Source organism: Streptomyces sp. NPDC059917, from assembly GCF_042730635.1.
Classification (GTDB): Bacteria; Actinomycetota; Actinomycetes; order Streptomycetales; family Streptomycetaceae; genus Streptomyces.
On the sequence record NZ_JBHWLC010000043.1, the window covers coordinates 15,519 to 41,099 of the forward strand.

The 25,581-nt window shown below is 73.5% G+C and carries 19 protein-coding genes and 1 CRISPR repeat array; of the genes, 13 read left to right on the forward strand and 6 right to left on the reverse strand.

What is annotated here, in order from left to right; all coding sequences use genetic code 11:
* The first annotated feature begins 183 nt into the window (after nt 1-183).
* The 3 genes from ACFWAR_RS23900 (at nt 184) to ACFWAR_RS23910 (ending at nt 5,761) form a co-directional block, all read left to right on the forward strand.
* Nucleotides 184-2,370, forward strand: a complete 2,187-nt coding sequence (locus ACFWAR_RS23900) for a PIG-L family deacetylase (RefSeq protein ID WP_385780553.1) — start codon at nt 184-186, stop codon at nt 2,368-2,370.
* A 262-nt stretch (nt 2,371-2,632) separates the two neighbouring features.
* The gene (locus tag ACFWAR_RS23905) at nt 2,633-4,744 is read left to right on the forward strand and encodes a PIG-L family deacetylase (protein WP_385780556.1); all 2,112 of its coding nucleotides are present in this window, start codon (nt 2,633-2,635) and stop codon (nt 4,742-4,744) included.
* A 120-nt stretch (nt 4,745-4,864) separates the two neighbouring features.
* The gene (locus ACFWAR_RS23910; protein WP_385780559.1) at nt 4,865-5,761 is read left to right on the forward strand and encodes a hypothetical protein; all 897 of its coding nucleotides are present in this window, start codon (nt 4,865-4,867) and stop codon (nt 5,759-5,761) included.
* Nucleotides 5,762-5,987: 226 nt separating this feature from the next.
* Nucleotides 5,988-6,446: a CRISPR direct-repeat array (repeat unit 17 nt; unit sequence GGGTTCATCCCCGCGGG).
* 120 nt (nt 6,447-6,566) lie between these two features.
* Here the strand turns inward: ACFWAR_RS23910 and ACFWAR_RS23915 are convergent.
* Nucleotides 6,567-7,241: a histone deacetylase gene (locus tag ACFWAR_RS23915; protein ID WP_385780561.1), complete on the reverse strand. Its 675-nt coding sequence runs from the start codon at nt 7,239-7,241 to the stop codon at nt 6,567-6,569.
* A 138-nt stretch (nt 7,242-7,379) separates the two neighbouring features.
* Between ACFWAR_RS23915 and ACFWAR_RS23920 the strand changes: the two genes are divergently transcribed.
* The gene (locus ACFWAR_RS23920; protein WP_385780564.1) at nt 7,380-7,733 is read left to right on the forward strand and encodes a hypothetical protein; all 354 of its coding nucleotides are present in this window, start codon (nt 7,380-7,382) and stop codon (nt 7,731-7,733) included.
* 19 nt (nt 7,734-7,752) lie between these two features.
* Here ACFWAR_RS23920 and glnA read toward each other — a convergent pair whose 3' ends face one another.
* Nucleotides 7,753-9,114 (reverse strand): type I glutamate--ammonia ligase, encoded by a 1,362-nt coding sequence (gene glnA / locus ACFWAR_RS23925; protein WP_330330117.1) that lies wholly within the window; start codon nt 9,112-9,114, stop codon nt 7,753-7,755.
* A 213-nt stretch (nt 9,115-9,327) separates the two neighbouring features.
* On the opposite strand from glnA, the gene ACFWAR_RS23930 reads away from it, so the two are divergent.
* Nucleotides 9,328-9,984, forward strand: a complete 657-nt coding sequence (locus tag ACFWAR_RS23930) for a DUF3105 domain-containing protein (RefSeq protein ID WP_385780568.1) — start codon at nt 9,328-9,330, stop codon at nt 9,982-9,984.
* A 65-nt stretch (nt 9,985-10,049) separates the two neighbouring features.
* On the forward strand, nt 10,050-10,715 hold the full coding sequence (locus tag ACFWAR_RS23935) for a DUF305 domain-containing protein (protein WP_385780685.1): 666 nt from the start codon (nt 10,050-10,052) through the stop codon (nt 10,713-10,715).
* A 33-nt stretch (nt 10,716-10,748) separates the two neighbouring features.
* On the opposite strand, the gene ACFWAR_RS23940 is transcribed toward ACFWAR_RS23935, so the two are convergent.
* Together ACFWAR_RS23940 and ACFWAR_RS23945 are read right to left on the reverse strand one after the other, a co-directional pair.
* Nucleotides 10,749-11,666, reverse strand: a complete 918-nt coding sequence (locus tag ACFWAR_RS23940; protein WP_385780571.1) for an alpha/beta fold hydrolase — start codon at nt 11,664-11,666, stop codon at nt 10,749-10,751.
* Nucleotides 11,663-12,349: a DUF998 domain-containing protein gene (locus ACFWAR_RS23945; RefSeq protein WP_385780573.1), complete on the reverse strand. Its 687-nt coding sequence runs from the start codon at nt 12,347-12,349 to the stop codon at nt 11,663-11,665. Before ACFWAR_RS23945 ends, ACFWAR_RS23940 begins: the two co-directional genes overlap by 4 nt.
* Before the next feature lie 80 nt (nt 12,350-12,429).
* On the opposite strand from ACFWAR_RS23945, the gene ACFWAR_RS23950 reads away from it, so the two are divergent.
* From ACFWAR_RS23950 to ACFWAR_RS23965, 4 genes are all read left to right on the forward strand, one after another.
* Nucleotides 12,430-12,924 (forward strand): hypothetical protein, encoded by a 495-nt coding sequence (locus ACFWAR_RS23950; RefSeq protein WP_385780575.1) that lies wholly within the window; start codon nt 12,430-12,432, stop codon nt 12,922-12,924.
* Between the two features lie 94 nt (nt 12,925-13,018).
* Entirely contained in the window at nt 13,019-14,692 is a 1,674-nt protein-coding gene (locus ACFWAR_RS23955; protein ID WP_385780577.1) for a multicopper oxidase family protein, read from the forward strand.
* 117 nt (nt 14,693-14,809) lie between these two features.
* On the forward strand, nt 14,810-16,009 hold the full coding sequence (locus tag ACFWAR_RS23960) for a DUF4190 domain-containing protein (protein WP_385780580.1): 1,200 nt from the start codon (nt 14,810-14,812) through the stop codon (nt 16,007-16,009).
* Nucleotides 16,010-16,132: 123 nt separating this feature from the next.
* Complete coding sequence (locus tag ACFWAR_RS23965) at nt 16,133-17,887, forward strand: NAD+ synthase (protein WP_385780583.1); 1,755 nt, start codon at nt 16,133-16,135, stop codon at nt 17,885-17,887.
* 51 nt (nt 17,888-17,938) lie between these two features.
* On the opposite strand, the gene ACFWAR_RS23970 is transcribed toward ACFWAR_RS23965, so the two are convergent.
* On the reverse strand, nt 17,939-18,967 hold the full coding sequence (locus tag ACFWAR_RS23970) for an endonuclease/exonuclease/phosphatase family protein (protein ID WP_385780586.1): 1,029 nt from the start codon (nt 18,965-18,967) through the stop codon (nt 17,939-17,941).
* Nucleotides 18,968-19,285: 318 nt separating this feature from the next.
* On the opposite strand from ACFWAR_RS23970, the gene panB reads away from it, so the two are divergent.
* The 3 genes from panB (at nt 19,286) to ACFWAR_RS23985 (ending at nt 22,110) form a co-directional block, all read left to right on the forward strand.
* The gene (gene panB, locus ACFWAR_RS23975; protein ID WP_385780589.1) at nt 19,286-20,146 is read left to right on the forward strand and encodes a 3-methyl-2-oxobutanoate hydroxymethyltransferase; all 861 of its coding nucleotides are present in this window, start codon (nt 19,286-19,288) and stop codon (nt 20,144-20,146) included.
* A gap of 93 nt (nt 20,147-20,239) precedes the next feature.
* On the forward strand, nt 20,240-21,262 hold the full coding sequence (locus ACFWAR_RS23980; RefSeq protein WP_385780592.1) for an ATP-binding cassette domain-containing protein: 1,023 nt from the start codon (nt 20,240-20,242) through the stop codon (nt 21,260-21,262).
* Nucleotides 21,259-22,110, forward strand: a complete 852-nt coding sequence (locus tag ACFWAR_RS23985; RefSeq protein ID WP_385780595.1) for an ABC transporter permease — start codon at nt 21,259-21,261, stop codon at nt 22,108-22,110. The genes ACFWAR_RS23980 and ACFWAR_RS23985 overlap by 4 nt, the downstream gene beginning before the upstream one ends.
* 47 nt (nt 22,111-22,157) lie before the next feature.
* On the opposite strand, the gene ACFWAR_RS23990 is transcribed toward ACFWAR_RS23985, so the two are convergent.
* The gene (locus ACFWAR_RS23990) at nt 22,158-25,514 is read right to left on the reverse strand and encodes a BTAD domain-containing putative transcriptional regulator (protein ID WP_385780598.1); all 3,357 of its coding nucleotides are present in this window, start codon (nt 25,512-25,514) and stop codon (nt 22,158-22,160) included.
* Nucleotides 25,515-25,581 lie beyond the last annotated feature (67 nt).

Sequence of the window (25,581 nt, forward strand, 5' to 3'; positions counted from 1 at the left end):
ATACCGGGCGAGGGGCGCGCAACGCGGGGCCGCCACGGGCGGCACGGGCGGCCGGGCGCGGACGGGAAGCCTGGCGCGCACGGGAGACCGGGCGCGGACGGGACACCGGGCGACCACGGGCGGCCGGGCACACACGGCGTGGGCGGCGCGGGCGGCGCGGGTGGCAGGCGCGGCGCGGGTGGCGTGGGCGGCGGGCGCGAGCCCCTCCGGCACCGCACCCGCCGCACGCACCGCGGCCGGGCCGTCGCCGCGCTGGCCGTGGTCGCCGCGCTCGTCGCCGGCGGCTTCGTCCTCGCCCGCGGCGGCGACGCGCTCGGGCGGCTCTCCGACCCCGCCGGCGCCTCCAGGGAGGTCCCGGACGCCCTGCCCGATCCCCCGGACCCCGGCAGCGTGCTGCAGATCGTCGCCCACCCCGACGACGACCTGTACTTCATGAACCCGGACCTGCGGAACTCCATCGCCACCGGACACCCGGTCACCACCGCCTACCTCACCTCCGGCGAGGCCGACGGGATCAACGGCGACGCGGAGAAGCCGGGCGGCGGCGCCCCGCCCGCCGACAAGGCCGCCTACGCCGAGGCCCGCCAGAACGGCATCCGCGCCGCCTACGCCCAGATGGCCACCGGCGACCGCACCAGCGCCTGGCGGCGTACGTCCGTACCCACGGCCGGGGGCGGCCGCGCCGAGCTGGACGTCCTGGTCGCCGAGCCCTCCGTACACCTGCTGTGGCTCCAACTGCGCGAGGCGGGCAACGTCTACGCCGACCGGCCCGACAGCCTGCACGGCCTGTGGGACGGCCGGGTCGCCCGCCTGGAGTCGATGCTGTCCTCCGGCACCCCGGTGCGCGGGGCGTTCGCGTACACCGGGGAGCAGGTCGTCCGGACGCTCGCGGGCGTGCTGGCGACGTACCGGCCGACCACCGTGCGCGCCCAGGACCCGACCCCCGGCCGCTACCCGGACGACAAGCGGTACACCGACCACCAGGACCACTTCTACGGGGCCCGGTTCGTGCAGCGCGCCCTCGCCCGGTACGCGGCCGAGGTGAAGGACCGCCCGCACTTCGCGGTGCAGAACTACCTCGGCTACTTCAACGGCTCCCTGCCCGCCGCCCTGGACGCGCGGGAGGCCCGGGAGAAGCTGGACAGCCTGGACACCTACGCCTGGCTCGACCGCGCGAACCGCTGCGGCAGCGCGGCGGGCTGCGGCGACCTCAAGGTCGCCGACCACCCCTCGGGCAACCACTGGACCGAGTCCATCCACTACGCCCGCGGCAACAGCACCTCCTGGCTGGCGCCCGACGCGCACGCCGGGCTGTGGGCCTTCCGCGTCCTGGACGGGCAGGTGGCCCTCTGGCACCGCGACGGACTGCTCGGCGCCTGGGACGGGCCCCGGCTGCTGCCGGGCACCGGCATGGACCCGGGCGTGTCGACGACGACCCTCCCGGACGGTCGGATCGCCGTCTTCGGCACCCGCACCTCCTTCGGCGCCCGCCCGCAGGACTACCGGCGCGACGTCGTGTACGCCGTCCAGAAGTCCGCGGGGTCGGTGGAGTTCGGCGCGTGGGACCCGCTCGGCACCCCCGAGGCCGACGACGCGGACTGGACCTCCGACATCAGCGCCCCCGCGGTCTCGGTGGACGGTGCGGGGCGCCTGGCGGTGTACGTCCGCGACGGCGCGTACACCCTGCGCGGCCGCACCCGGGGCGCGGACGGCTCCTGGGGCCCCTGGGACCGGCTCGGCGGCCGCGACCTGCACGGCAACCCCGCCACGGCCACCGACGCGGCGGGCCGCCGGATGGTGTTCGCGAGCACCCCGTCGACGGTGCTCGCCTGGGTGGCGCCGACGGCGGGCGCGGCGCCCGGCCCGGCCACGCCCACCGGGCTGCCCGCGACCACGCTGCCGCTGACGGCGGCGGCCCGGGACGGCGGGGTGCGGCTGTGGTTCCGCAAGCCGGGCTCGGGCGACGTGCGCACGGCTCTGGTGACGGCGAGGGCCGCGGTGGCGGGTACCCCCGGCGCCGCGCCCCCGGCGCCCGGCGGGTTCGAGGTGTCCGCGGTCACGGAGCTGGGCGGCCCGCAGGGCTTCGGCGCGGTGACGGCGACCGGGCACCTGGTGGCGGGCCGCTCGGTGGGCGGCGCGTTGGGGTCGGCCATCGGCGCGGGCCCGGCGTGGCAGCGCTCGGCGCTGATGTTCGTCGGCTCCCCCGCGAGCGCCCCGACCGGCCGGAACGTGATCGGCCTGGCCGTCCTGGGACTCGACGCGCGGCTCTACCTGAGCTCGGCGGCGGACTCCCCCACGGCGCGGCTGGCACCCTGGCAGCCGGTCGGCCCACGGACGACGGACCACGGCCCGGGGAGCGCGGGGCCGTGACGCCGACCGGCCCGGGGCAGTGACGTTGCCCACCGGCTAAATTAGGCCAATTCGGCACGAGCGGGGACCTAGAGGTCGGGTTCGGTACGTCCACAATCCGGTCATTTACCGTCCCGTACCCGCCCACGGTGCACAATCAAAATCGGTCACGCCCGGAAGCAGTGGAGTCATCGGTCGAAACGGTGAACCAAGTTCGCCGCATTGACCTCTTTCTGACTGCACGGCGGTTCTTCCGCACCCGAACGACCCCAAGGCGTGACCGATGCCCGTTTCCCGCCGCGTACGCCTGGCGACCCTGCTCACCGTGCTCACCGCCGGTGCCACCGGCGTGCTCGCGGTCGCCCACGGCGAGGGCTTCATCGCGGGTTCCGGTCCGGGCGCGCAGGGGCCGGGTCAGGTCCGCCAGGCCGTGTCCGTACCGCCGAGCACCACGGGCGGCTCGGTGCTGCAGATCGTCGCCCACCCCGACGACGACCTCTTCTTCATGAACCCGGATCTGAGCCGCTCGCTGCTCTCCGGGCGCAAGGTCACCACCGCCTACCTCACCTCCGGCGAGGCCGACGGCAAGAACGAGGCCGTCGGGCCGTCCTTCAACGATCCGGCGCAGCCGGCCGACCGGGCCCACTACGCCGAGGCCCGGCAGAACGGCATCCGCTCCGCCTACGCCCAGATGGCCACCGGCGACCGCACCAGCGCCTGGAAGCGCACCGTGATCCCCACCGCCGGGGGCGGCTGGGCCGAGCAGGACGTCCTGGTCGCCAAGCCCCAGATCAACCTGGTGTGGATGCAGCTGACCGAGGCCCGCACCATCGCCGACGACCGCCCCGAGAGCCTGCGCGGCCTGTGGAACGGCCAAGTCGCCGCACTGCCCTCGCTGCTGACCTCCGGCAGCCCGGTGAAGCAGACCTTCACCTACACCAAGGACCAGACGATACGGGCGATAACCGGCATCCTGGAGCAATACCAGCCGACGACGATACGGATGCAGGATCCGACGCCGGGCCGGTACGCCAAGGACGGGAAGATAACCGACCACCAGGACCACATGTACGGCGCCCGCTTCGTCCAGGCGGCCACCGAACGCTACGCGGAGGTCACCGCCCGCCCGCACTTCTCGGTGCAGAACTACCTCGGCTACGCCAACAGCGCCCTGCCCCACTCCCTCGACCCCGAGACGGTCGAGGCGAAGGTCAACTTCCTCAAGACCTACGCCTGGCTGGACCGCACCGACTACTGCGGCAGCCCCTACGGCTGCGGCGACCGCAAGGTCGCCCCCCGCCCCACCGGCCACAACTGGGCACAGAGCATCCGCTACTCCCGCGGCGAGGACACCTCCTGGCTGACCGACGGCGTCGCCGGCCGCCTCTGGGCCTTCTCCGTCCTCGACGGCCGCATGGCGTACTGGACCCGCACCGGCCCGCAGGCCCAGTGGGCCGGCCCCGAGCTGCTGCCCGGTCCCGGCATGGACCCGGGCGCCACCGCCGTCCGCTTCCCCGACGGCCGGATCGGCGTTCTCGGCACCCGCACCACGGCGGGCGCGCAGCCGCAGGACTACCGGCGCGAGGTCGTGTACGCCGTCCAGGGCGCGCCCGACGGCCCGTTCGGCCCGTGGCAGGTGCTCGGCACCCCCGAGGGCTCCGACGCGTCCGGCACCTCGGACCTCGGCGGTCCGGCCGTCACCGTGGGCGCCGACGGCCGCCTGGCCGTGTACGTGCGCGACGCGCAGCACACCCTGCGCGCCCGCGAGCAGCAGACCCCCGGCGGCGCCTTCGGCCCGTGGCAGAAGCTCGGCGGCGAGGACCTCCAGGGCGACCCGGTGGCCATGACCGACGCGGCCGGGCGCCGCCACGTGTACGCCGCCACCTCCAAGTCGGTCCTGGCCTGGACCCAGCAGACCCCGGGCGGACCCCTCCAGGGCCCCCTCGCCACGGACCTCCCGGCCACCACGGGCCCGGTGTCGGCCGTCGCCGAAGGGGACGGCGTACGGCTGTACTTCCGCCGCCCCGACTCGGGCACCGTGCGCAGCGCGCTGGTCACGGTGGGCGGGCCGAAGCCGGTCGTCTCGCACGTGGCGGAGGCGGGCGGGCGGGCCGGGTACGGCGCGGTGAGCGTCGCGGGCCGACTGCTGACGGGCCGCGCCGACACGGGCACCATCAGCACGACCGCCCTCGGTTCGGCGCCCGCCTGGACGGAGTCCCAGATGCTGTACGCGGGCGCGCCGTCCAGCATCCTGGACGCGGCCGGCGCCACGACCACGGCGGTCCTGGGCCTGGACGCGGAACTGCACGTCACCACCACGCTCCCGGACATCGCCGACCTGAGCCTGAGCCGCGTCTCGCGCACGATCTGGCGCCCGGCGGTCACCCGCCCCTGACCCCTGTCCCCGAAGTCCCCCGAAATCCCCTGATGTTGCGTCTTGCCATGTCCTGAACCAACAGGCAAAGATCATCGTGACGTCACACCACTCGGGGGGAACCGAACAGTGAAGATACGCATGCCCGGACGCGGCCTGGTCCGCACGGCCGCCCTGCTCGCCATGGTCCTGCCGGCCGCGGCCGGCCTGCTCGGCGGCGCCGTCGCCGAGGCCGCACCGGTCGGGAACAGCACGTTCATGTGGTCCGGCGACCCGGGCGAGGGCGGCGACGACCAGGCCCGCTGGTACGCCTCGACGGACGGCGACGTCTTCGGCGCGACCGCCTCCGCCGACCACGGCTCGATCTCGGTGACCATCAACCGGTCGGGCGACCCGTGGACCTTCGACCTGGCGGCGCCCGCGGGCCAGGAACTGGCCGTGGGCGACTACGCCGACGCGGTCCGCTTCCCGGAGACTGGGCCGCGTCCCGCCGTACCGAGCGTGTTCGCCAACGGCTACCGCGGCGGCTGCGCCTCCCTCACCGGCGCCTTCGGCATCAAGAAGCTGGAGTGGGGTCCGGGGCGCACGGTGAAGGAGCTGCACGTCTACTACAACCAGGACTGCGACGACCGCAATGTCCTGCACGGCGAGCTCAACATCACCGCGACGCCCGTCCCGGCCCGCCTGGCCCTGAACCTGGCCATCGCCGCCGACGGCACGGCCACCACCCCGACCGCCCGCGCCACCGTGCACGGCACGGTCACCTGCTCCAAGCCCGTCACCCTGTACATCAGCGGCACGGCGGTCCAGCAGCTGAAGCACACCACCACCAGCGGCATCGTGGGCTCCATCGAGGTCGCGTGCACCCCGGGCAAGCAGGTCCCCTGGAAGGCCACGGCCTGGACCCTCGGGGACACCCCCGTCCCCTTCGTCAAGGGCACGGTGGCCCTCGACCTGGCCACCCGCGCCTACGACCCGGACGGCGGCAAGGTCGTCACGGCCACCAAGACCAAGCTGGTCACCCTGGCCAAGTCCTGACCCCGCCCCACCCCGCCGCAGGGCGGGCCCGCACCCTACGGGGGGCCGGGCCCGCCCTCCGGCGCTTTCAGGGCCCCCGCGAGGGACTTGCACATCTCGCTCAAGGTGTCGTTCCGAAGCTTCTGCGAATCCACCTTCTCGGCCAAGAAGTTCCCGAAGTGCAGGAAATGAACGGCCGTGAGCTGCCGATACTGCACCCCCAACGCCTCGGCGACCCCCCTCCCGAGGGACCATCCCCGCGCGTGCGGGGAGCAGTAGAGGATCAGGGCCTCGACCTCGTACACGGCGGGTTCATCCCCGCGGGCGCGGGGAGCAGTCGACCGCCGTGTTGAAGCCCGAAACGACCGCGGGTTCATCCCCGCGGGCGCGGGGAGCAGGACGCCCTCGCCGAGGCCACCCGGTTGGAGGTGGGTTCATCCCCGCGCGCGCGGGGAGCAGGACCTGAGCGCCCCGGAGAAGGTAGCGGAGCAGGGTTCATCCCCGCGGGCGCGGGGAGCAGCCCAGGCGCTGCATCTCCTGGACCGCCGCGACGTTGGGTTCATCCCCGCGGGCGCGGGGAGCAGCTGGCCACGTCCAAGAGGTGACGGTTCCAGTTGGGTTCATCCCCGCGGGTGCGGGGAGCAGTCCCTGGTGGCCCGGGCGCGGGCGGGTCGGCAGGGTTCATCCCCGCGGGCGCAGGGAGCAGGCTTACTGACCTGCAAGGCTACGGCGCCGCGCCCCTTCCCTGGGCAACTTTCTCTGATTCCGGCATTTCGTCTTTCTGGTGCCAATTGGCGCAGGGGTCGCCAGTTTGAGGTGGGCGACGCTAGTAACTGGTGCCGCCTCTCAGTAGCTCCAACACCTGTGTCGGCGTCCAGTTCCCTGCTGCTCCAGGGCAAGAGGTGAGGTAATCGGCGATGTCCCGCTCTTCCCATGGTCCAGACTCCAGCAGGCCACCGGCGAGGTACCGCAGGTACGCGGCGGACGGCATGAGTGGCTCGATGTCCTGGAGCGTCCATGGCGCGGTGAACGTCAACAAGGGGACCCCCTCGATCGCCCCCGGGCAGATCAACGTCTCGTAGCGCCCCGGCCCCAACTCAGCCCGGCCCAGGCGCAGGACGGTGGTCAGGTCCAGGTCTGTCCCCGGCTCCTTGTACATCTCCTGCGCGGCGATGTCGGACATCTGGCTCACCGTCACGAGGTGAGCGCGCCCTCGCATGCGGCCGGGTGCCGTCGGGTCGTAGAAGCCCCTGCCTCCTGTCCACACCGGGGACTCGGTCGCGAAGTACAGGCATCCCTCCAGCTCGACGGCGATCGACCGTTCCGGCGCCCGGTGGTCCCGGCAGCCGGGGTACGTGCGGGTCGCCCCAGCGGGCGTCCCGCCTGAGATGTAGGTGCTCAGTCGGTCCATGTGCATGTTGGAGCCGTAGGACGCGTACCAGATGCGCTCAGAAACGCCGGGAGCTTCGGCGGCGAGAGGGACTGCGGTGTGGACAGCCATGCCCTGTTCCTCGCGTGCGGGGCGGAGGTCAGCATCAGTCCGCCAGTACGGAGTAGCGCATCACGTGCCGGTCGCTCGGCAGGGTCGTGACCATGACGCGAAGGGACTTCCCGCCCTTCTCGTACCCCGTGCGGGCCTGTGCGCCAGCGCGAGATCTTCGGACTCGGCGTGGACGCGGTGAACCACGAGAGCGGGTGGCTGTACGTCACCTTTCAGGTGAGGGTGGTCAACGGGCATCCCGCTCCCCGATCGCGTGGCGCACGCACCCAAGACGCACAGCGAGGACTTCGCACCCGTGGACGTCACCCCGTGTGGAAGTTCGCCCTCGTGCAGGCCGGCATCATCCCGGAGCCGCGGCCCGCAGAGCGCCGCCAGGCCGCGCGCGAGCACGGAATGCACGCGTTGCGGCACGAGCGCACGCTGGAGGTCGTGGACGAGGTCTACAGGGCCGGTGGTCATCGACCACCGGCCCTGAGTGTCAGAAAATTCTGACAGTGCTGCTGACCTGCGGTTACAGCACCGGCATCATCTTGCGGAGTTCGAAGGCCGTGACCTCGCTGCGGTATTCCTCCCACTCCTGCTTCTTGTTGCGCAGGAAGAAGTCGAAGACGTGCTCGCCCAGGGTTTCCGCGACGAGTTCGCTGCGCTCCATCAGGGAGATGGCCTCGCCCAGGTTCTGCGGGAGGGGTTCGATGCCCATCGCGCGGCGTTCCGCGTCGGAGAGGGCCCAGACGTCGTCGTCGGCGCCGGCCGGGAGTTCGTAGCCCTCCTCGATGCCCTTGAGGCCCGCGGCCAGGAGGACCGCGTACGTCAGGTAGGGGTTCGCGCCGGAGTCGATCGAGCGGACCTCGATGCGCGAGGAGCCGGTCTTGCCCGGCTTGTACATCGGGACGCGGATCAGGGCCGAGCGGTTGTTGTGGCCCCAGCAGATGTACGAGGGCGCCTCGCCGCCGGAGCCCGCGGTGCGCGAGGAGCCGCCCCAGATGCGCTTGTAGGAGTTGACCCACTGGTTGGTGACCGCGGCCGTCTCGGCGGCGTGGCGCAGCAGGCCCGCGATGAAGGAGCGGCCCACCTTGGAGAGTTGGTACTCGGCGCCCGACTCGTAGAAGGCGTTGCGGTCGCCCTCGAAGAGGGAGAGGTGGGTGTGCATGCCCGAGCCGGGGTACTCCGAGAACGGCTTCGGCATGAAGGTGGCCTGGACGCCCTGTTCGAGGGCGACCTGCTTCATCACCAGGCGGAAGGTCATGATGTTGTCGGCCGTCGAGAGGGCGTCGGCGTAGCGCAGGTCGATCTCCTGCTGGCCCGGCGCGCCCTCGTGGTGGCTGAACTCCACCGAGATGCCCATGGATTCGAGCATGGTGATCGCCTGGCGGCGGAAGTCCATGCCGACGTTCTGCGGGGTGTGGTCGAAGTAGCCCGAGTTGTCCGCGGGGGTGGGCCGCGTGCCGTCCAGCGGCTTGTCCTTGAGCAGGAAGAACTCGATCTCCGGGTGGGTGTAGAAGGTGAAGCCCAGGTCGGAGGTCTTGTTCAGGATGCGCTTGAGGACGTAGCGCGGGTCCGCGTAGGAGGGGGAGCCGTCGGGCATCAGGATGTCGCAGAACATCCGCGCGGTACCGGGGGCCTCCGCCCGCCACGGCAGTATCTGGAACGTGCTCGGATCCGGCTTCGCGATCATGTCCGACTCGTAGACCCGGGCGAAGCCCTCGATCGCCGAGCCGTCGAAGCCGATGCCCTCGTCGAAGGCCTGCTCCAGCTCTGCGGGCGCGACCGCTACGGACTTCAGGAAGCCCAGTACGTCGGTGAACCACAGGCGCACGAAGCGGATATCGCGCTCCTCGAGCGTCCGGAGGACGAATTCCTGCTGCTTGTCCATGCCTTCATCCTCGCAGTTCAGACGGCCTGTGCACCACATCCAGCGGCCGTGGGGCACGGTCGGGCGTACCCAGTATCGCGAGCGGTGGTTTCCGCCAGATTACGCACCCCGGCAAGCTCGTGGCACCCCCGGACTGACCTTGGAGCGGTCATGAGCATTACCCTGCGCCCAAAGGGGTCCCCCCAGCACGCCCCTCCCCGCAGAAGGACTGACATGGCGAGCAAGTCCAGCAGCACCCCGGACCAGTCCCGCAAGGCGCGCATAGCCGACATGCGCCGGGCGGAGAAGTCCCGTGACCGGCGCAACAAGATCCTCGTCGTCGCGGGGTCCACGGTCCTCGTCGCCGGGCTCGTCGGCTTCGGCGGGTACGTGCTGAAGAACCAGATGGACAAGAAGGACGCCCCTCCCGGCTTCACCACGGACGCGGTGACCGGCGTGGCGAGCTGGGACGCCAAGAAGCTCGGGCGCACGCACGTCGACACACCGGTGTCGTACCCGATGAACCCCCCGGTCGGCGGTGACCACAACCCGCGCTGGATGAACTGCAACGGCGACGTCTACAAGAACCCGATCCCCGAGGTGAACGCGGTCCACTCGCTGGAGCACGGCGCGGTCTGGGTCACCTACAACGACAAGGCCGCCAAGGCGGACGTCGACGCGCTCGCGGCGAAGGTGGGCAAGACCCCGTACACGCTGATGAGCCCGGACAAGACCCAGTCCGGCGCGATCATGCTCAGCGCCTGGGGCAAGCAGCTCAGCGTGGACAAGGCGACGGACCCGCGCGTGGACACGTTCTTCAGCACCTACGTCCAGGGCACGCAGACCCCGGAGCCCGGTGCGGCCTGCACGAGCGGCCTGGACCAGAAGTGAGCCGTACCTACTGGGCGGCGGGCAGCGCGGTGGTACTGGCGCTGCTCTTCGCGGCGGCGGCGACGATGATCGCGGCGGTGAGCGGAGGCACCGCGGACGCGGCGGACGGCCCCGGGCGGGTGCCCGCGGTGTCCTCCCCGGACGCGGGGTTCGCCCGGGACATGGCGGTGCACCACCAGCAGGCGGTGGAGATGTCGTTCATCGTGCGCGACCGCACCCAGGACGAGGCGACCCGCAGCCTCGCCTACGACATCGCCAACACCCAGGCGAACCAGCGCGGGATGCTGCTGGGCTGGCTGGACCTGTGGGGGCTGCCGAAGGTGACGCCCGCCGACCCGCCGATGTCCTGGATGAACGCCGGCGACGGGGCCGGCGCCCACGACATGGGCGGCATGGGCGGCATGGGCGACGCGCAGGGCACGGCGGGCACGGACGGCATGGCGGGGCACTCCGGCGCCACGACCAAGCCGGGCGCGCTGATGCCCGGGATGGCCACCAAGGAGGAGCTGGTGCGGCTCGGCGCCGCCCAGGGGCGGGACGCCGAGGTCCTCTACCTCCAGCTGATGACCGACCACCACAAGGGCGGGGTCGCGATGGCGCTGGGCTGCGCGAAGCTCTGCCGGACCCCTGCCGAGCAGAAGCTGGCCCAGGGGATGGCCGAGGCGCAGCAGTCGGAGCTGACCTTGATGGCGGACATGCTGGCCAAGCGCGGAGCCGCACCGCGCCCGTGAGCGGGGCCCCCGCGGGCCCTGCCGGGACGCCCCCTACGCCCGGGGCCGACCGCCGGGCGCCACGCGGGCCTGGGCCGCGTCCAGGATCGTCCGGGCCACCTGGTCCGGGCGGTCCAGCATGACCATGTGCCCCGAGGGGTCGGCCACCTCGAAGCGGGCGCCCAGCCGGTCGGCGAGGTCCGCCTGGCGGCCGAGCCAGTGCAGCGCGCCCGGGCGCGCGGAGCCGTCGTAGCCGGCGAGCACGGTGACGGGCGCGTGCAGCGGGTGCGCCGCGCGCAGGGCCAGCACCTCGGCGGCCACGTCCGGGTAGCGGGAGTTCTCCAGCAGGGTCCCGCGCCAGACCCGGCCGGTGCGGTAGCAGCGGCGTACGAGCTCCCGCGCGGCCGGGTCGGCGCCGCCGGTCCGCGAGGCCCGTACCCCGGCCCGGCGCAGCAGCGGCCCGACGGCGGCGGGCAGTCCGGCGGCGGTGACGGCCCGCCCGAGCGCCCGCGCGGCGCCGCCGCGCACGGCGGCCGGGAGCAGCGGCCGCGGGGGTTCCTCCTCGACGCTGCTGTCGAGCAGCACCAGTGCGGCGGCCCGGGCCGGGTACAGGCGGGCGAAGGCCTCGGCGTGGAAGCCCGCGATGGAGTGGCCGACCACGGTGGCGGGGGCCCTGCCGACCGGGCCGAGCGCGTCGAGCAGCGCCGCGATCCGGCGGGCCTCGCCCGCGGCGGTCGGCGGCTCGGCGGCGGGGGCGCTGAGACCGTGGCCGGGGCGGTCGAAGCGGACGACGGTGCGGTGCGGGGCCAGCAGCGCGGCCACCGGGTCCCAGTCGAACCAGCCGAGCCCGAGCCCGGCGGCGAGCACGCAGACCGGTCCGCCGCCCTCGACCACCACGTGCAGCGGCACGCCGTCGCCGGACCGCACGAAGCCCTCGTACGCCCCGCGGCCGGTCCCCCGGGCGCCCGTCACGTGCGGCGCTCCTTGTGGACGGAGTACGCGAGCAGGCCGAGCCAGAGCGCGACGAACAGCACCTGGAGCCGCTGGCCCGCGCCCAGGGCCCAGGTCCCGCGCCCGGCGGTGAAGAGGGCGATCGCGCTCAGGGTCCACGCGGTGGCGAGGAGCTCCAGCGTCACGAGCGCCGGGCCGTAGCGGGCGAGCGGGGCCCACCAGCCGTACCGGCGCGCGGCGACGGTCAGTGCGACTATGCCGACGAGGGCCCCGGTCATGGCCAGGCTGCTGCTGATGGCGTGGGCCTGGTGGGTCGCGGGGACCAGGCCGGCGGTCTCCCGGGCGGCGCATTCGGGATCGACGGTCGGGGTGCAGCTGAGCGGCAGCCAGGCGTCGGCGGCGGTGGCGGCGCCGAAGAGGGTGACGCCCGCCCAGCCGATGACCGCCCAGGGCCGCCGGGATCCGGCGTCGGTGCGCAGCCGCAGGAGGGCGAACAGGCCGCCCGCGAAGGCCAGCAGGCCCGCGGTGAAGTCGGTGGCCCGGAAGAGGCCGCCGAGCGGCTGGTCCTGGGCGGCGAGTTCGCTGACGTAGGTCTCGATGGGGTTCAGGCCGGTGGACAGCACGACTTCGAGCACCCAGGCGGTGTAGGCGGCGGCGCCCAGGCCGATGAGGGCGGCGACGCGCCGCGTACCGTTTGTGGACATAGTGGGACCAATCCTAAGCAGGGCCGGGTCAGCCGGGTCAATCGGATCATCGGATACCCACCCGGGGTAAGCTGCCGCGCATGACGTCCGCTGCCCGCCGCACGCCGCGAGCCGCCCGGTGGTCCCGGGTGCTGCTGCTCGCCGCGCTGCTGCTGGGCATCGTCACCATGCACACGCTGGGCCACCCGGACGACTCCCCTGTCGGACAGGACGCAGCGACCGCCCACGCCGTTGCCCACGGGGCGCCCGCACCCGCCGCCCACGCCGTGCCCGACCACTCCGCGCCCGACGGTGTCCTGCCCGCCCCGGCCGCGCCCGCCCCGGCCGCGCCCGCACCCGCCGACGCGGCGGGGACGCGGGTGCAGGGGCCGGACGGCGGGATGGCGATGGACCCCATGTCGGTGTGCCTGGCCGTGCTGCTCGCCGGGATCAGCCTCGCCAGCGTGCTCGCGCTGGCGCGGACCGGGGCCGCGGCCACCGCTCGGCCGGAGGCCCGCGGGGTGCGGGCGCACGGCGGGCCCGATCCGCCCACGGGCCGGGAACTCCTCGCCCGACTGGTGGTGCTGCGCGTATAGGACGGGCCGCGCCGTGGCCCCCGCACGCCCGCGGGAGCGACGGCGGTCGTCGCCCATCCACCCACGCGTCACCACACCCACGAGGTGCACTTCCATGCGCTCTCCCGCAACCACCAGCAGCACGCCCCGCCCCACCCTCCCCACCCGGCGGTCCGTGCTCGGGGCCTCCGCCGCCGTCGCCGGATCCGCCCTGCTCGCCGCCTGCTCCGGCGGCTCGGGCACGGACCACGGATCCATGGACCACGGATCCATGGGCGGCGGCTCCATGGGCGGCGGATCCGCCCCTTCCGCCCCCGGCGGTTACGTCGACCCCGCCGGCCCCGAGGTCCGGGCCGCGGAGGCGGCCCGCAAGGCCACCGGCCCGATCAGCGAGGTGAAACTGACCGCCACCGCGGGCCCGCTGGACCTCGGGGCGGGCCTGACCGCGCGCTCCTGGGCCTACGGCGACCGACTGCCCGGCCAGGAGGTGCGGGTCACCGCGGGCGGCACCCTCGCCCTGACCCTGGCCAACCACCTGCCGCAGGCCACCTCCCTGCACTGGCACGGCCTGGCGCTGCGCAACGACATGGACGGGGTGCCGGGGCTCACCCAGCGGGACATCGCCCCGGGCGCGTCGTTCACGTACCGCTTCGCCGTGCCGCACCCGGGGACGTACTGGTTCCACCCGCACTCCGGGGTCCAGCAGGACCGCGGGCTGTACGCCCCGCTGATCGTCGAGGACCCGAAGGAGCCCCTGTCCTACGACAAGGAGTGGGTGGTGGTCCTGGACGACTGGCTGGACGGGATCGACGGCTCCACCCCGGACGCCGTGCTCACCGAACTCCGCCGGGGCATGGGCCCGGCGGCGGGCCACGGCGGCCACGACATGGGCGCCGTGACGCCCGGCTCCCCCGCCCCCGCCGCCTCCGGCTCCGCGCCCTCCGGGCCCTCGCGCATGCTGATGGGCGGCGGGGGCAGCGCCGTGCTCGGCAAGGACACCGGCGACGTCGCCTACCCGCACTACCTGGTCAACGGGCGCACGGCGCGGGACCCTTCCGTCTTCACGGCCCGCCCCGGCGAGCGGATCCGGCTGCGGATCATCAACGCGGGCGGGGACACCGCCTTCCGGCTCGCCCTCGGCGGCCACGAACTGACGGTCACGCACACCGACGGCTTCCCCGTGGAACACGCGCGGACCGGCTCGCTGCTGCTCGGCATGGGCGAGCGCTACGACGTCCTCGTCACGGCCGGGGACGGCGTCTTCCCGCTGACCGCGCTGGCCGAGGGCAAGGGGGACGGCGCCTCGGCGCTCGCGCTGCTGCGCACCGGGAGCGGGACGGCGCCCACCGCCGCGACCCGGCCCGCCGAGCTGGCCGCCGCGCCCCTGACCGCGGACCGGTTGCGGGCCGCCGGGGCCGTGGCGCTCGCCGCCCGCGCGCCCGACCGCACCCTGCGCGTCGAGCTGACGGGCGGGATGGCGGCGTACGACTGGGCCTTCGACGGGAAGCCCTACACGGCGGACCAGCGGCACCCGGTGAAGGCGGGCGAACGGGTCCGGCTGGAGTTCAACAACTCCACAACGATGTGGCACCCGCTGCACCTGCACGGGCACACCTTCGCCCTCGGCGGGCAGCCGGGCGGCGCCCGCAAGGACACCGCGGTGATCCTGCCGGGGGCCGCCCTCACCGCCGACTTCGACGCCGACAACCCGGGGCTGTGGATGCTGCATTGCCACAACGTCTACCACGCGGAGGCCGGGATGATGACGGTGCTGGGGTACCGGCGCTGACGGCCCGGGGGCCGGCTCCCGGGGCCTGATCCGGGAGCCGGCAATCCGGTTGGTCGGGGGTGCGGGGCGTGGCAGGGTGGAAGATCACCGCGCCGCACCCCTACATGAGGATTTTCGTTGGACCTGAGCAAGCCCTCGAAGCCGTCCGCCGACACGCCGCCCGTCGGCGCGCCGCCCGCCGACACGCCGCCCGCGGCCGCGCCGTCCGGCCCGCCGACGGTGGCCGAGGGCACCCCGGCGCCCACGACCCCCGCGGCTCCCGCGGCCCCGTCGGTGCACCACGCGGCGACCGAGATCGGGACCCCGGCCGTGCCCGCGCAGGCCGCCGCCCCGGCGGCTCCGGCCACCGCGCCGACCACCCCGCCGACCGCGCCCGCGCCCTCCCCCTTCGCGCCGCCGTCGCCGTCGCCCTTCGGCCCGCCGTCCGCCGGCGCGCCGGGCGCGCCCGGCGGCGCACAGCCGTACGGTCAGCCGCAGCCGCCCGCGAACCCCTGGGGCCCGCACGGCGGCGTCTACACCAACATGCCCTACCCGGGCGCCTCCGGCGCCCCGCAGAACAACGGCATGGCCGTGGCGGCCCTGGTCTGCGGCGTGCTGAGCGTGCCGATCGGCTTCATCCCCTTCTTCTTCTGGGGCGGCGCGCTGCTGGCGCTGGTCGCCATCGGCCTCGGCATCGCGGGCATGGTCCAGGCGTCCAAGGGCGCCCCGCGCAAGACCATGGCCATAGCCGGCACGGTGCTCGGCGTGCTCGGTCTGGTCGCGGCGGGCGCCGGGACGTACTTCACCAGCCAGATCGTCAAGAGCATCGACAAGCAGGTCAACGAGGGCCTGCCGCCGTCGCACCGCGACTCCTGGGACGACGAGGACGAGTTCGGGGACGAGAGCCCGAGCCCGAGCCCCAGGACCGACATCCCGGGCAAGACCTCCGCGCTGCCCTTCGGCCAGGCCTTCACCTACCCCGACGGGGTCGAGGTCGCGGTCAAGGAGGCCGCCGGATACACGCCGGAGCCCAACAAGTACGACCCGGACCGCCCGAAGTTCGCGGCGAAGGTGACCGTCACCATCACCAACAACTCCAAGGAGAAGGTCGAGCTGCGCGCCGCGCTGCCCTCCGCGCGCGACGACAAGGGGCTGGAGTCGAAGCGGATGTACGACTTCAAGGTGGAGCGGCCGTTCTCCGGTTCGCTGCTGCCGGGCCAGTCGGCCACCGGCGTCTTCGCCTTCGGTCTGCCCGAGGGCACCAAGGGCATCCAGTTCGAGATCGCGCCCGGCATCGGCAAGTACGACGGCGCCATCTGGAGCGGCACGCTCGGCTGAGCCCCCGGACCGTGTCGGTCCGCGTCGGACCGATCCGGTCCGACGCGGTGTCCCGAAGGGCTTTCCGGGACACCGCGTCAGGGACATCGCGTCAGAACGACGATTAGAGATTAGAGTGGGGCCGTGCCCCAACTTCGTCTCGCTCTGAATCAGATCGACGCGCACGTCGGCAACATCGTCGCCAACGCCGACTCCGTCGTCCATTGGACCCGGCACGCCGCCGAGCAGGGCGCCCACCTGGTGGCGTTCCCCGAGATGGCGCTGACCGGCTACCCCGTCGAGGACCTCGCGCTGCGCGGTTCCTTCGTCGAGGCCTCGCGCACCGCGCTCGTCGCCCTCGCGCAGCGGCTCGCGGCCGAGGGCTTCGGCGACCTGCCGGTGATCGTCGGCTACCTCGACCGGACCGAGAAGGCCACGGCGCGGCTCGGCCGGCCCGCCGGTTCCCCGGAGAACGCGGCCGCCGTCCTGCACGGCGGGAAGGTCGCCCTCCGCTTCGCCAAGCACCACCTGCCCAACTACGGGGTCTTCGACGAGTTCCGGTACTTCGTGCCGGGCGACACCCAGCCGGTGATCCGGGTGCGCGGCGTGGACGTGGCCCTGGCCATCTGCGAGGACCTCTGGCAGGAGGGCGGCCGGGTCCCGGCCACCCGCGCCGCCGGGGCGGGGCTGCTCGTCTCCGTCAACGCCTCGCCCTACGAGCGCAACAAGGACGACCTGCGCCTCGAACTGGTCCAGAAGCGCGCCCGGGAGGCCGGCTGCACCCTCGCCTACCTGGCGATGATCGGCGGCCAGGACGAGCTGGTCTTCGACGGCGACTCCATCGTCGTCGACGCGGACGGCGAGGTGATCGCGCGGGCCCCGCAGTTCTCCGAGGGCTGCGTACTGGTCGACCTGGAGCTGCCCGCCGCCTCCCCGACGCCCGTCGAGGGCGTGGTGGAGGACGGGCTGCGGATCGACCGGGTCGTCCTGTCCGAGGAGCCGGTGGAGCCGTACGACGCCGTGGTCACCGGCGGGTACGCCGAGCGGCTCGACGACGACGAGGAGGTCTACGACGCCCTGGTCGTGGGCCTGCGCGCCTACGTCCGCAAGAACGGCTTCCGCTCGGTCCTGATCGGGCTCTCCGGCGGCATCGACTCCGCGCTCGTCGCCGCGATCGCCTGCGACGCGATCGGCGCGCAGAACGTCCACGGCATCTCGATGCCGTCGAAGTACTCCTCGGAGCACTCCAAGGGCGACGCGGCCGACCTGGCCGAACGCACCGGCCTGCACCTGCGGACCGTCTCGATCGAGCCGATGTTCGACGCGTACATGGGCGCGCTGGGCCTGACCGGCCTGGCCGAGGAGAACCTCCAGTCCCGGCTGCGCGGCACGACGCTGATGGCGGTGTCCAACCAGGAGGGCCACCTCGTGCTGGCCCCGGGCAACAAGTCGGAGCTGGCCGTCGGCTACTCGACCCTCTACGGCGACTCCGTCGGCGCCTACGGCCCGATCAAGGACGTCTACAAGAGCGACGTCTTCCGGCTCGCCCGGTACCGCAACCGGGCGGCCGCCGAGCGCGGCGAGACCCCGCCGATCCCGGTCTCCTCGATCGAGAAGCCGCCGAGCGCCGAACTGCGCCCGGGCCAGGTGGACACGGACTCGCTGCCCGACTACCCGGTGCTCGACGGGATCCTGGCGCTGTACGTCGACCGGGACCAGGGCCTGGAGGAGATCGTCGCGGCCGGCTACGACCGGGCGCTGGTCGCCAGGACCCTGCGCATGGTCGACACCGCGGAGTACAAGCGCCGCCAGTACCCGCCGGGCACCAAGATCTCCGCGAAGGGCTTCGGCAAGGACCGCCGGCTGCCGATCACCAACGGCTGGCGCGAGCGGGGCTGAGCCCGCTCCCCCGGTGCGGGTGCGCCGGGCGCCCGCACCGGGAGCCCGGCGTCACGGCCGGACGGTGAGCCGCGCGGCGATCGGCAGGTGGTCGCTGCCGGTGCGCCCCAGCGTCCAGGAGGCCTCGGGCGTGATGCCGCGGACCATGATCTGGTCGATCCTGGCCATCGGGAACTGGGCCGGCCAGCTGAAGCCGAAGCCGTCGCCCGCCGCGCCCTGCGTGGAGCGCATCTGCGAGGTGACCTCGGACAGGGCGCGGTCGTTCATCGTGCCGTTGAGGTCGCCGAGCAGCAGGACCTTCTTCAGCGGTTCGCCGGCGAGCGCGGCGCCCAGGGCCCCGGCGCTGTTGTCGCGCTGGTTGGCGGTGAAGCCCGCGTTCAGCTTCACCCGGACCGAGGGCAGGTGCGCGATGTAGGCGGCGACCTGGCCGTAGGGGGTGTCCACGGTGGTGCGCATGGCGCGGGTCCAGCCGAGCTTGATGTCGACGGGCTTGCTGGAGGAGAGCGGGTACTTGCTCCACACGCCGACGGTGCCCTCGACCGCGTGGTACTTGTACGTGCCCGCCAGCGCCTCCTCGTACAGCGGGACGGCGCCCGCCTTGAGCTCGGTCAGCGCCAGTACGTCGGCCCCCGACTTCGCCATCGCGGCGGCGGTGCCGCGCGGGTCGAGGTTGTCGGCGTCGACGTTGTGGGTGGCGACCATCAGGTTGCCGCCCGCGCCGGACTTGTCGGTGACCAGGCCGCCGAAGAGGTGCACCCAGATCACGGACGGGAGCAGCAGCGCGATCAGGGCCGTCGCCGACTTGCGGGCGAGGCCGATGACCAGCAGCAGGGCGATGGGCACCGCCAGCCACGGCAGGAAGGTCTCGATGAGACTGCCGAGGTTGCCCACGTCATTGGGCAGCGTGGCGTGGAAGACCATCACCAGCGCGATCAGTACGGCGAACACGGCGGTGACGATGCCGCGCCGCCAGATCCCCGGATCCTTGCGCAGGGCGGCCAGTCGGCCACGGAGGCCGGATCCGGCGGGCTCGGGCTCCGGACCGCCGTTCCCCGTATCCGTCACGTACGCCTGTGCCATGCCATGCCCTCACTGCCGTGCTCGCGCTCCGTCCCCGCCCCTTGACCCTAGGCGATGTGCGGAGCCATCCGTGCCGTCCTCACCGGCCCGTACGACCCGGAGGACGAACGGTCGTGCGGACAAGGTTCCGCTTGTCACGAAACGCGCACATTGGCTCGGGCGCGCCTCGCGGGTGGCTGGGGCGCCGCCGCGAGCCGGGGAGGGTGTGACGTACCGGGCGGCGGAGCACTACCGCCCCGGGGCGCGGTGGTGCCACCATGGTGGGTGAGTCCGGGGACGCCGTGAGGGCGCCTCGAGATGACACAAGGAGCAGTTGCAATGACGCATGCCGTTTCGCCTGCCCGCGAAGCCGCCGCCCCGACCCTGTACGGGGGCAAGGGCAGCCGCCGCATCACCGTCCGTGACCTGGGCCTCGCCAAGGAGCGCGGCGAGAAGTGGCCCATGCTCACCGCTTACGACGCGATGACCGCGTCCGTCTTCGACGAGGCCGGGATCCCGGTGATCCTCGTCGGTGACTCCATGGGCAACTGTCACCTCGGCTACGAGACCACCGTCCCGGTGACCATGGACGAGATGACCCTGCTGTCGGCGGCCGTCGTACGGGGCACCGGCCGGGCCCTGGTCGTCGGCGACCTGCCGTTCGGCTCGTACCAGGAAGGCCCGGTCCAGGCGCTGCGCAGCGCCACGCGCCTGGTCAAGGAGGCCGGTGTCGGCGCGGTCAAGCTGGAGGGCGGCCAGCGCTCGCTGGCCCAGACCGAGCTGATCGTGCAGTCCGGCATCCCGGTCATGTCCCACCTGGGGCTGACCCCGCAGTCCGTCAACGCCATGGGGTACCGGGTGCAGGGGCGCGGCGACGAGGCCGCGCACCAGCTGCTGCGGGACGCGAAGGCGGCGCAGGACGCGGGTGCCTTCGCGGTGGTGCTGGAGCTGGTGCCGGCCGAGCTGGCGGCCGAGGTGACCCGGTCCCTGCACATCCCGACCGTCGGCATCGGGGCGGGCGCGCAGTGCGACGCGCAGGTCCTGGTGTGGACCGACATGATGGGCCTGACCGGCGGAAAGATGCCGAAGTTCGTGAAGCAGTACGCGAACCTGCGGGCGACGATGACGGACGCGGCGAAGGCCTTCGCCGAGGACGTGGTCGGCGCGGCGTTCCCGCTGGAAGAGCACAGCGTCCACTGACCGACGTCCGTCGGCGACCCACCGACAGCCGGCCGACGGGTGCTGTCGGCCGGCTGTCGGCGCTTTGTCAGTGCCCTCTGGTCCCATGAGGACATGACGCGAAACGACATCACCCCCGGCCGTGGGGCACACGGCACCCACGCGGTAGAGGTGCGGGGACTGGTCAAGCACTACGGCGAGACCAAAGCACTGGACGGCGTGGACCTGGACGTCCGCGAGGGCACGGTCCTCGGGGTCCTCGGCCCGAACGGCGCCGGGAAGACCACCCTGGTCCGCTGCCTCTCCACCCTGATCACCCCGGACGCCGGCACCGCCGTCGTCGCGGGCTTCGACGTGGTCCGCCAGCCCCGGCAGCTGCGCCGCACCATCGGCCTCACCGGCCAGTACGCCTCGGTCGACGAGAAGCTCTCCGGCCGGGAGAACCTCTACATGATCGGGCGGCTGCTGGACCTGCCCCGCAAGGACGCCCGCCGCCGCGCGGACGAGCTGCTGGAGCGGTTCTCGCTGACCGAGGCGGCCAAGAAGGCCGCCATGCACTACTCCGGCGGCATGCGGCGGCGCCTGGACCTCGCCGCCTCCATGATCGGCAGCCCGGCGGTGCTCTACCTGGACGAGCCGACCACCGGTCTGGACCCCCGTACCCGCAACGAGGTGTGGGACGAGGTGCAGCGGATGGTCGCCGAGGGCGCGACGGTCCTGCTCACCACCCAGTACATGGAGGAGGCCGAGCAGCTCGCCAGCGAGCTGACGGTCATCGACCACGGCAAGGTCATCGCCAACGGCAAGGTCGACGAGCTGAAGGCCCGTGTCGGCGGTCGCACCCTGAGGATCCGCCCCACGGACCCGGCCGACCTGCCGGGGATGGCCCGCTCGCTGGCCGAGACCGGCCTGGACGGCGTCGCCGGCAGCCAGGCCGTGCCGGACGAGGGCGTCCTGCTGGTCCCGATCCTGAGCGACGAGCAGCTGACCGCGGTGGTGGGCCTGCTGGCCGCCCGCGGCTACGCCATCGCCGACCTGGGCACCTACCTGCCCAGCCTGGACGAGGTCTTCCTCTCCATCACCGGCCACAAGGCCGCTCCCGCAGACGCCCACCAGACCGAGGAGGTAGCGGCATGAGCACCGTCACCACGAAGCCCGCCCCCACCCGCTCCGCCCCGGTCTCCGGGCCGACGTCCGTGAGCGACGAGGGCCGCCTGGGCCTGCGCGCCCACCTGCGCCACATCGGCGCGCTGGCGCGCCGCAACGTCCTGCAGATCAAGCAGGACCCCGAGTCGATGTTCGACGTCCTGCTGATGCCGATCATCTTCACGCTGCTGTTCGTCTTCGTCTTCGGCGGCGCGATCTCCGGCAAGGGCAACCAGCAGGAGTACGTCAACTACGTCGTCCCGGGCCTGATGGCCATGATGGGCATGAACATCGCGATGGGCGTCGGCACCGGCGTCAACGACGACTTCAAGAAGGGCGTGATGGACCGCTTCCGGTCCATGCCCATCGCCCGCTCCTCGGTGCTCATCGCGAAGATCGTGGTCGAGGTCGGCCGCATGATGGTCGCCATCGCGATCCTGCTGGCCGTCGGTTTCATGCTGGGCCTGTCCATCAAGACCTCGGTCCTGGAGCTGCTGGCGTCCATCGGCCTGGCGGCCGTCTTCGGCGCCTCGCTGATGTGGATCTTCATCCTGCTCGGTCTCACGATGAAGACCGCCCAGGCCGTGCAGGGCATGGCGATGCTGGTCCTGATGCCGCTCCAGTTCGGCAGCTCGATCTTCGCCCCGCCGACCACGATGCCCGGCTGGCTGCAGTCCTTCACGGACTACAACCCGCTGTCCAACCTGGCCGACGCGGCCCGCGCCCTGATCAACGGCACGCCGATCGGCAACTCGGTGTGGATCACGCTGGCCTGGTCGATCGGCATCACCGTGGTCACCATGCCGATCGCGGTGCGCAAGTTCCGCAACAAGACCTGACGGACCGATCCGGGCGGGAACGGATCGCGTCCCGGGCCCGCCACGGGTCAGACGAGGGCGGTGGCCTCCTCCAGGGAGAGGCCGCCGCCTTCGGCGTGCGCCGCCTCGAAAGCGGCCCGCTCCAGCTCCGCCCCGGCCCGTTCGGTGACCCGCGCGGCGCTCTCGCGTTCGGTGGTGACGGGCACGTGCTCCGTCGGGACCAGTGCCCGGTAGGCGCCCATCAGCCGGACCGCGGTGCGGGCGTGCTCCGCGCCGCCGAGCCCGGCGTGCGACTCCGCCGCGCTGATCAGGTACACGGCGGGCATCTGCGGCGCGACCATTTCGGCGAGCGGTTCGCGGGCCGTGGTCAGCGCGGCCCTGAGCCCCACCAGGGCCTCCTCGTACTTCCCCTCCTGGTTGTCCAGCCAGGACGCGATGCCGAGCAGGAAGCCCTCGAAGATGGCGTAGGCCCCGTTGGCGAACTCCCCGCGCAACACGTCCAGCTGGGCGCGGGCCTCGGGGATCCGGCCGGTCGCGCCGAAGCGGGTCGCGAGGAACATCCGGGCGACGGGCAGGGCCTCGTTGTCGAAGGGCCGCGGGGCGTCGAGCGCCTCGGTGAGGATCTCCTCGGCCCGCTCGGCGCCGCCGCTCTCCATGAGGACGCCCGCGACCCGGATCCGCAGCACCGAGACCTGGCCCTTGGCGCCGAGGCGCTCCGCGTGCGCGATGGCGGCCTCGTAGTCCTCCCCGGCCAGGGCGTAGTCGCCGCGCTTCTCGTGGGATTCGGCGCGGGCCGAGAGGGCTTCCGCGCAGCCCCAGTCGTCGCCCAGCTCCTGGAAGATGGCGAGGCTCTCCTCGGCGTCACGGACGGCGATGTCGGCCCAGTCCGCGCGGTTGGCCAGCACGTTGGCGCGCAGTTGGAGGGCGGAGCCCAGCTCCCAGCGGTAGCCGAGCGCGCGGCACGCGTCCACCGTCGCGTCGGCGATCAGACGGATCAGCCCCGGATTCCCGCTGATCATGGCGGCGAAGACGTACATCGATCCGGGCATCCGGCAGGTCTGCGGCAGGCCGGGCCGGTAGGCGGCCGCCATCCCCGCGACCTCGGCGCGGACCGCCTCCGAGGTCCAGCTCCCCGTGGCCTGGTCGCGGGCGGCCAGCTGGAGCAGCCCGATGCCGCGCCACCCCTCGGTGCGCAGTTCCCCGGTGTAGGGCGGGGGCGTGTCCACGATCTGTTCGTACACGGGCCGCGCGGGGACGACCGGCTCCTGGAAGGGGTTCGGGCCCAGGGGCGCGGCGGCGTTCGCCCAGTGGCGCATCTCGGCGCGCAGGTCGCGCATGTGCCAGTACCAGACGAGGGAGTGGACCAGGCACATCACCTCGTCCGCGTCGCGGGCGGCGACGGCGCGGCGCAGGGCGGTGCGCAGGTTCTCGTACTCGGTGGCGAAGCGCTGCGCGGCCGCCCGCTGGCGGCGGTCGCGCAGCAGCGGGTCGGTGGTGCGGGCGAGTTCGCGGTAGTGGACGAGGTGGCGGCGGCAGGTGGCCTCCTGGTCCGCGGGGTCCTCGGCGAGCCGCTCGGCGGCGTACTCGCCGACGGTCTCCAGCAGCCGGTAGCGCATGTCGCCCTCGGGTCCCGGGGCGGCGACGACGAGGGACTTGTCGACGAGCGAGCCGAGTACGTCGGCCACGTCCGCGATGTCGGTGAGATCGCCCCCGGACTGGGCGTCGGGCTCGCGCAGGGCGCAGACGGCTTCGGCGGCGGTCAGGTCGCAGCCGCCGGCGAAGACCGACAGGCGGCGCAGCACCGTGCGTTCGTCGGCGTCGAGCAGCTCCCAGGACCAGTCGACCACCGCCCGCAGCGTCTGCTGGCGCGGCAGCACCGTACGGCTCCCGCTGGTCAGCAACCGGAACCGGTTGTCCAACCGGTCCGCGATCTGCCGCGGGGTCAACAACCGCAGCCGCGCCGCTGCCAACTCGATCGCCAACGGCAGCCCGTCCAGGCGCCGACAGATCTCGGCGGCGGCGGCCGGGTCGTCGGTCACGGTGAACCCCGGCCGGGCGGCGGCGCCGCGCTCCGCGAAGAGGCGCACCGCCATCGGGTCCGGCAGCGGTTCCACCGGGCGCAGCAACTCCCCCGGCACGCCGAGGGGTTCGCGGCTGGTGGCCAGGATCCGCACGCCGGGGCAGTGCGTGAGCAGCCGCTCCGCCAGCTCGGCGGCCGCCCCGATGACGTGCTCGCAGTTGTCCAGGAGGAGCAGCAGGCGCCGCCGGGAGCAGTGTTCGGTCAGCCGGACCAAGGGGTGGTCGCCGGTCTGTCCGGTGAGGACGCGCATCTCCTCGGCGGCGGCGCCGCGCAGCTTGGTCTCGCGGGCGCCGAGGGCCGCGAGGGCGGCTTCGGCCACGTCCTCGGGGTCGTCGACCGGGGCCAGCTCGACCAGCCAGACCCCGTCGGGCCACTCGGCGGCGGGGTGCGCCTCGGCGGCCTCCTGGGAGAGCCGGGTCTTGCCCGCGCCGCCGGGGCCGAGGAGGGTGACCAGCCGGGCGCGGGCGAGGTCCTCGCCGATGACGCGGATGTCGTCCTCGCGCCCGACGAAGGTGGTGAGCCGGGCGCGCAGGTTCCCGTCGGGGCCGGTCGCGGGCGCCGGGGCGGGGGCGGCGGGCGGCACGGGGGCGGGGGCCGCCGCCGCGGGGGGCCGCCCGGCGGTCGGCCGCGGGGCCAGCAGTTCCGTGTGCAGGGCGCGCAGGGCGGGTCCCGGGTCCGCGCCGAGCCGGTCGGCCAGCTCGCGGCGCACGCCGTCGTAGGCGACCAGGGCCTCGGCCGGTCGGCCCGCGTCGCGCAGCGCCCGGATCCGCAGCACCTGGAGGGGTTCGTCCAGGGGCAGGTCGGCGCACAGGGCGGTCAGCTCGGGCAGGACCCGCTCCGCCTCGCCCAGGGCGAGGGCCGCGCCGAGGCGGCCCCGGCGCGCGTCCAGTCGTACGGTCTCCCAGCGCGCGGCCTCGGCGGTCGGGTCCGGCAGGTCCGCGAGGGCGGGCCCGCGCCACAGGCCCAGGGCCTCCTCGTAGAGCTCGGCGGCCCGGCCCGGATCGCCCGCCTCCAGGCGCTGCGCGGCGGTGCGGGCGAGCCGCTCGAAGCGGTAGAGGTCGATGTCGTCGCGCTCGGCGGTGAGCCGGTAGCCGCCCTCGGCGGAGGCGACGGCCCCGTGCCCGGCGGCCCGGCGCAGCCGCCCGACCAGGGCTTGCAGCGCGCCGGAGGCGTCCTGGGGCGGTTCGTCGCCCCAGACCTCGTCCACCAGCACCTCGACCGGGACCGCCCGGCCGGGGCGCAGCGCGAGCGCGGTCAGGAGCGCGCGCAAGCGGGCTCCGCCGAGGGCGACGGGGGTTCCGTCGCCGCGGACTGCCTGGGCACTGCCGAGAATCGCGTAACGCACCGGCCCATTGTGACCGGCGCGGGCCGCGAACCCACCGGGATTACGCGGTGGGCCGTTCCCGGAGCCG

Bases quoted from the DNA above. Each gene is read 5' to 3' on its own strand.
- ACFWAR_RS23970 (WP_385780586.1), bottom strand. From the start codon at position 18,967: ATGGCACAGGCGTACGTGACGGATACGGGGAACGGCGGTCCGGAGCCC.
- glnA (WP_330330117.1), bottom strand. From the start codon at position 9,114: ATGGACAAGCAGCAGGAATTCGTCCTCCGGACGCTCGAGGAGCGCGAT.
- ACFWAR_RS23980 (WP_385780592.1), top strand. From the start codon at position 20,240: ATGACGCGAAACGACATCACCCCCGGCCGTGGGGCACACGGCACCCAC.
- ACFWAR_RS23945 (WP_385780573.1), bottom strand. From the start codon at position 12,349: ATGTCCACAAACGGTACGCGGCGCGTCGCCGCCCTCATCGGCCTGGGC.
- panB (WP_385780589.1), top strand. From the start codon at position 19,286: ATGACGCATGCCGTTTCGCCTGCCCGCGAAGCCGCCGCCCCGACCCTG.
- ACFWAR_RS23915 (WP_385780561.1), bottom strand. From the start codon at position 7,241: ATGGCTGTCCACACCGCAGTCCCTCTCGCCGCCGAAGCTCCCGGCGTT.
- ACFWAR_RS23905 (WP_385780556.1), top strand. From the start codon at position 2,633: ATGCCCGTTTCCCGCCGCGTACGCCTGGCGACCCTGCTCACCGTGCTC.
- ACFWAR_RS23935 (WP_385780685.1), top strand. From the start codon at position 10,050: ATGATCGCGGCGGTGAGCGGAGGCACCGCGGACGCGGCGGACGGCCCC.
- ACFWAR_RS23930 (WP_385780568.1), top strand. From the start codon at position 9,328: ATGGCGAGCAAGTCCAGCAGCACCCCGGACCAGTCCCGCAAGGCGCGC.
- ACFWAR_RS23910 (WP_385780559.1), top strand. From the start codon at position 4,865: ATGCCCGGACGCGGCCTGGTCCGCACGGCCGCCCTGCTCGCCATGGTC.
- ACFWAR_RS23955 (WP_385780577.1), top strand. From the start codon at position 13,019: ATGCGCTCTCCCGCAACCACCAGCAGCACGCCCCGCCCCACCCTCCCC.
- ACFWAR_RS23985 (WP_385780595.1), top strand. From the start codon at position 21,259: ATGAGCACCGTCACCACGAAGCCCGCCCCCACCCGCTCCGCCCCGGTC.
- ACFWAR_RS23950 (WP_385780575.1), top strand. From the start codon at position 12,430: ATGACGTCCGCTGCCCGCCGCACGCCGCGAGCCGCCCGGTGGTCCCGG.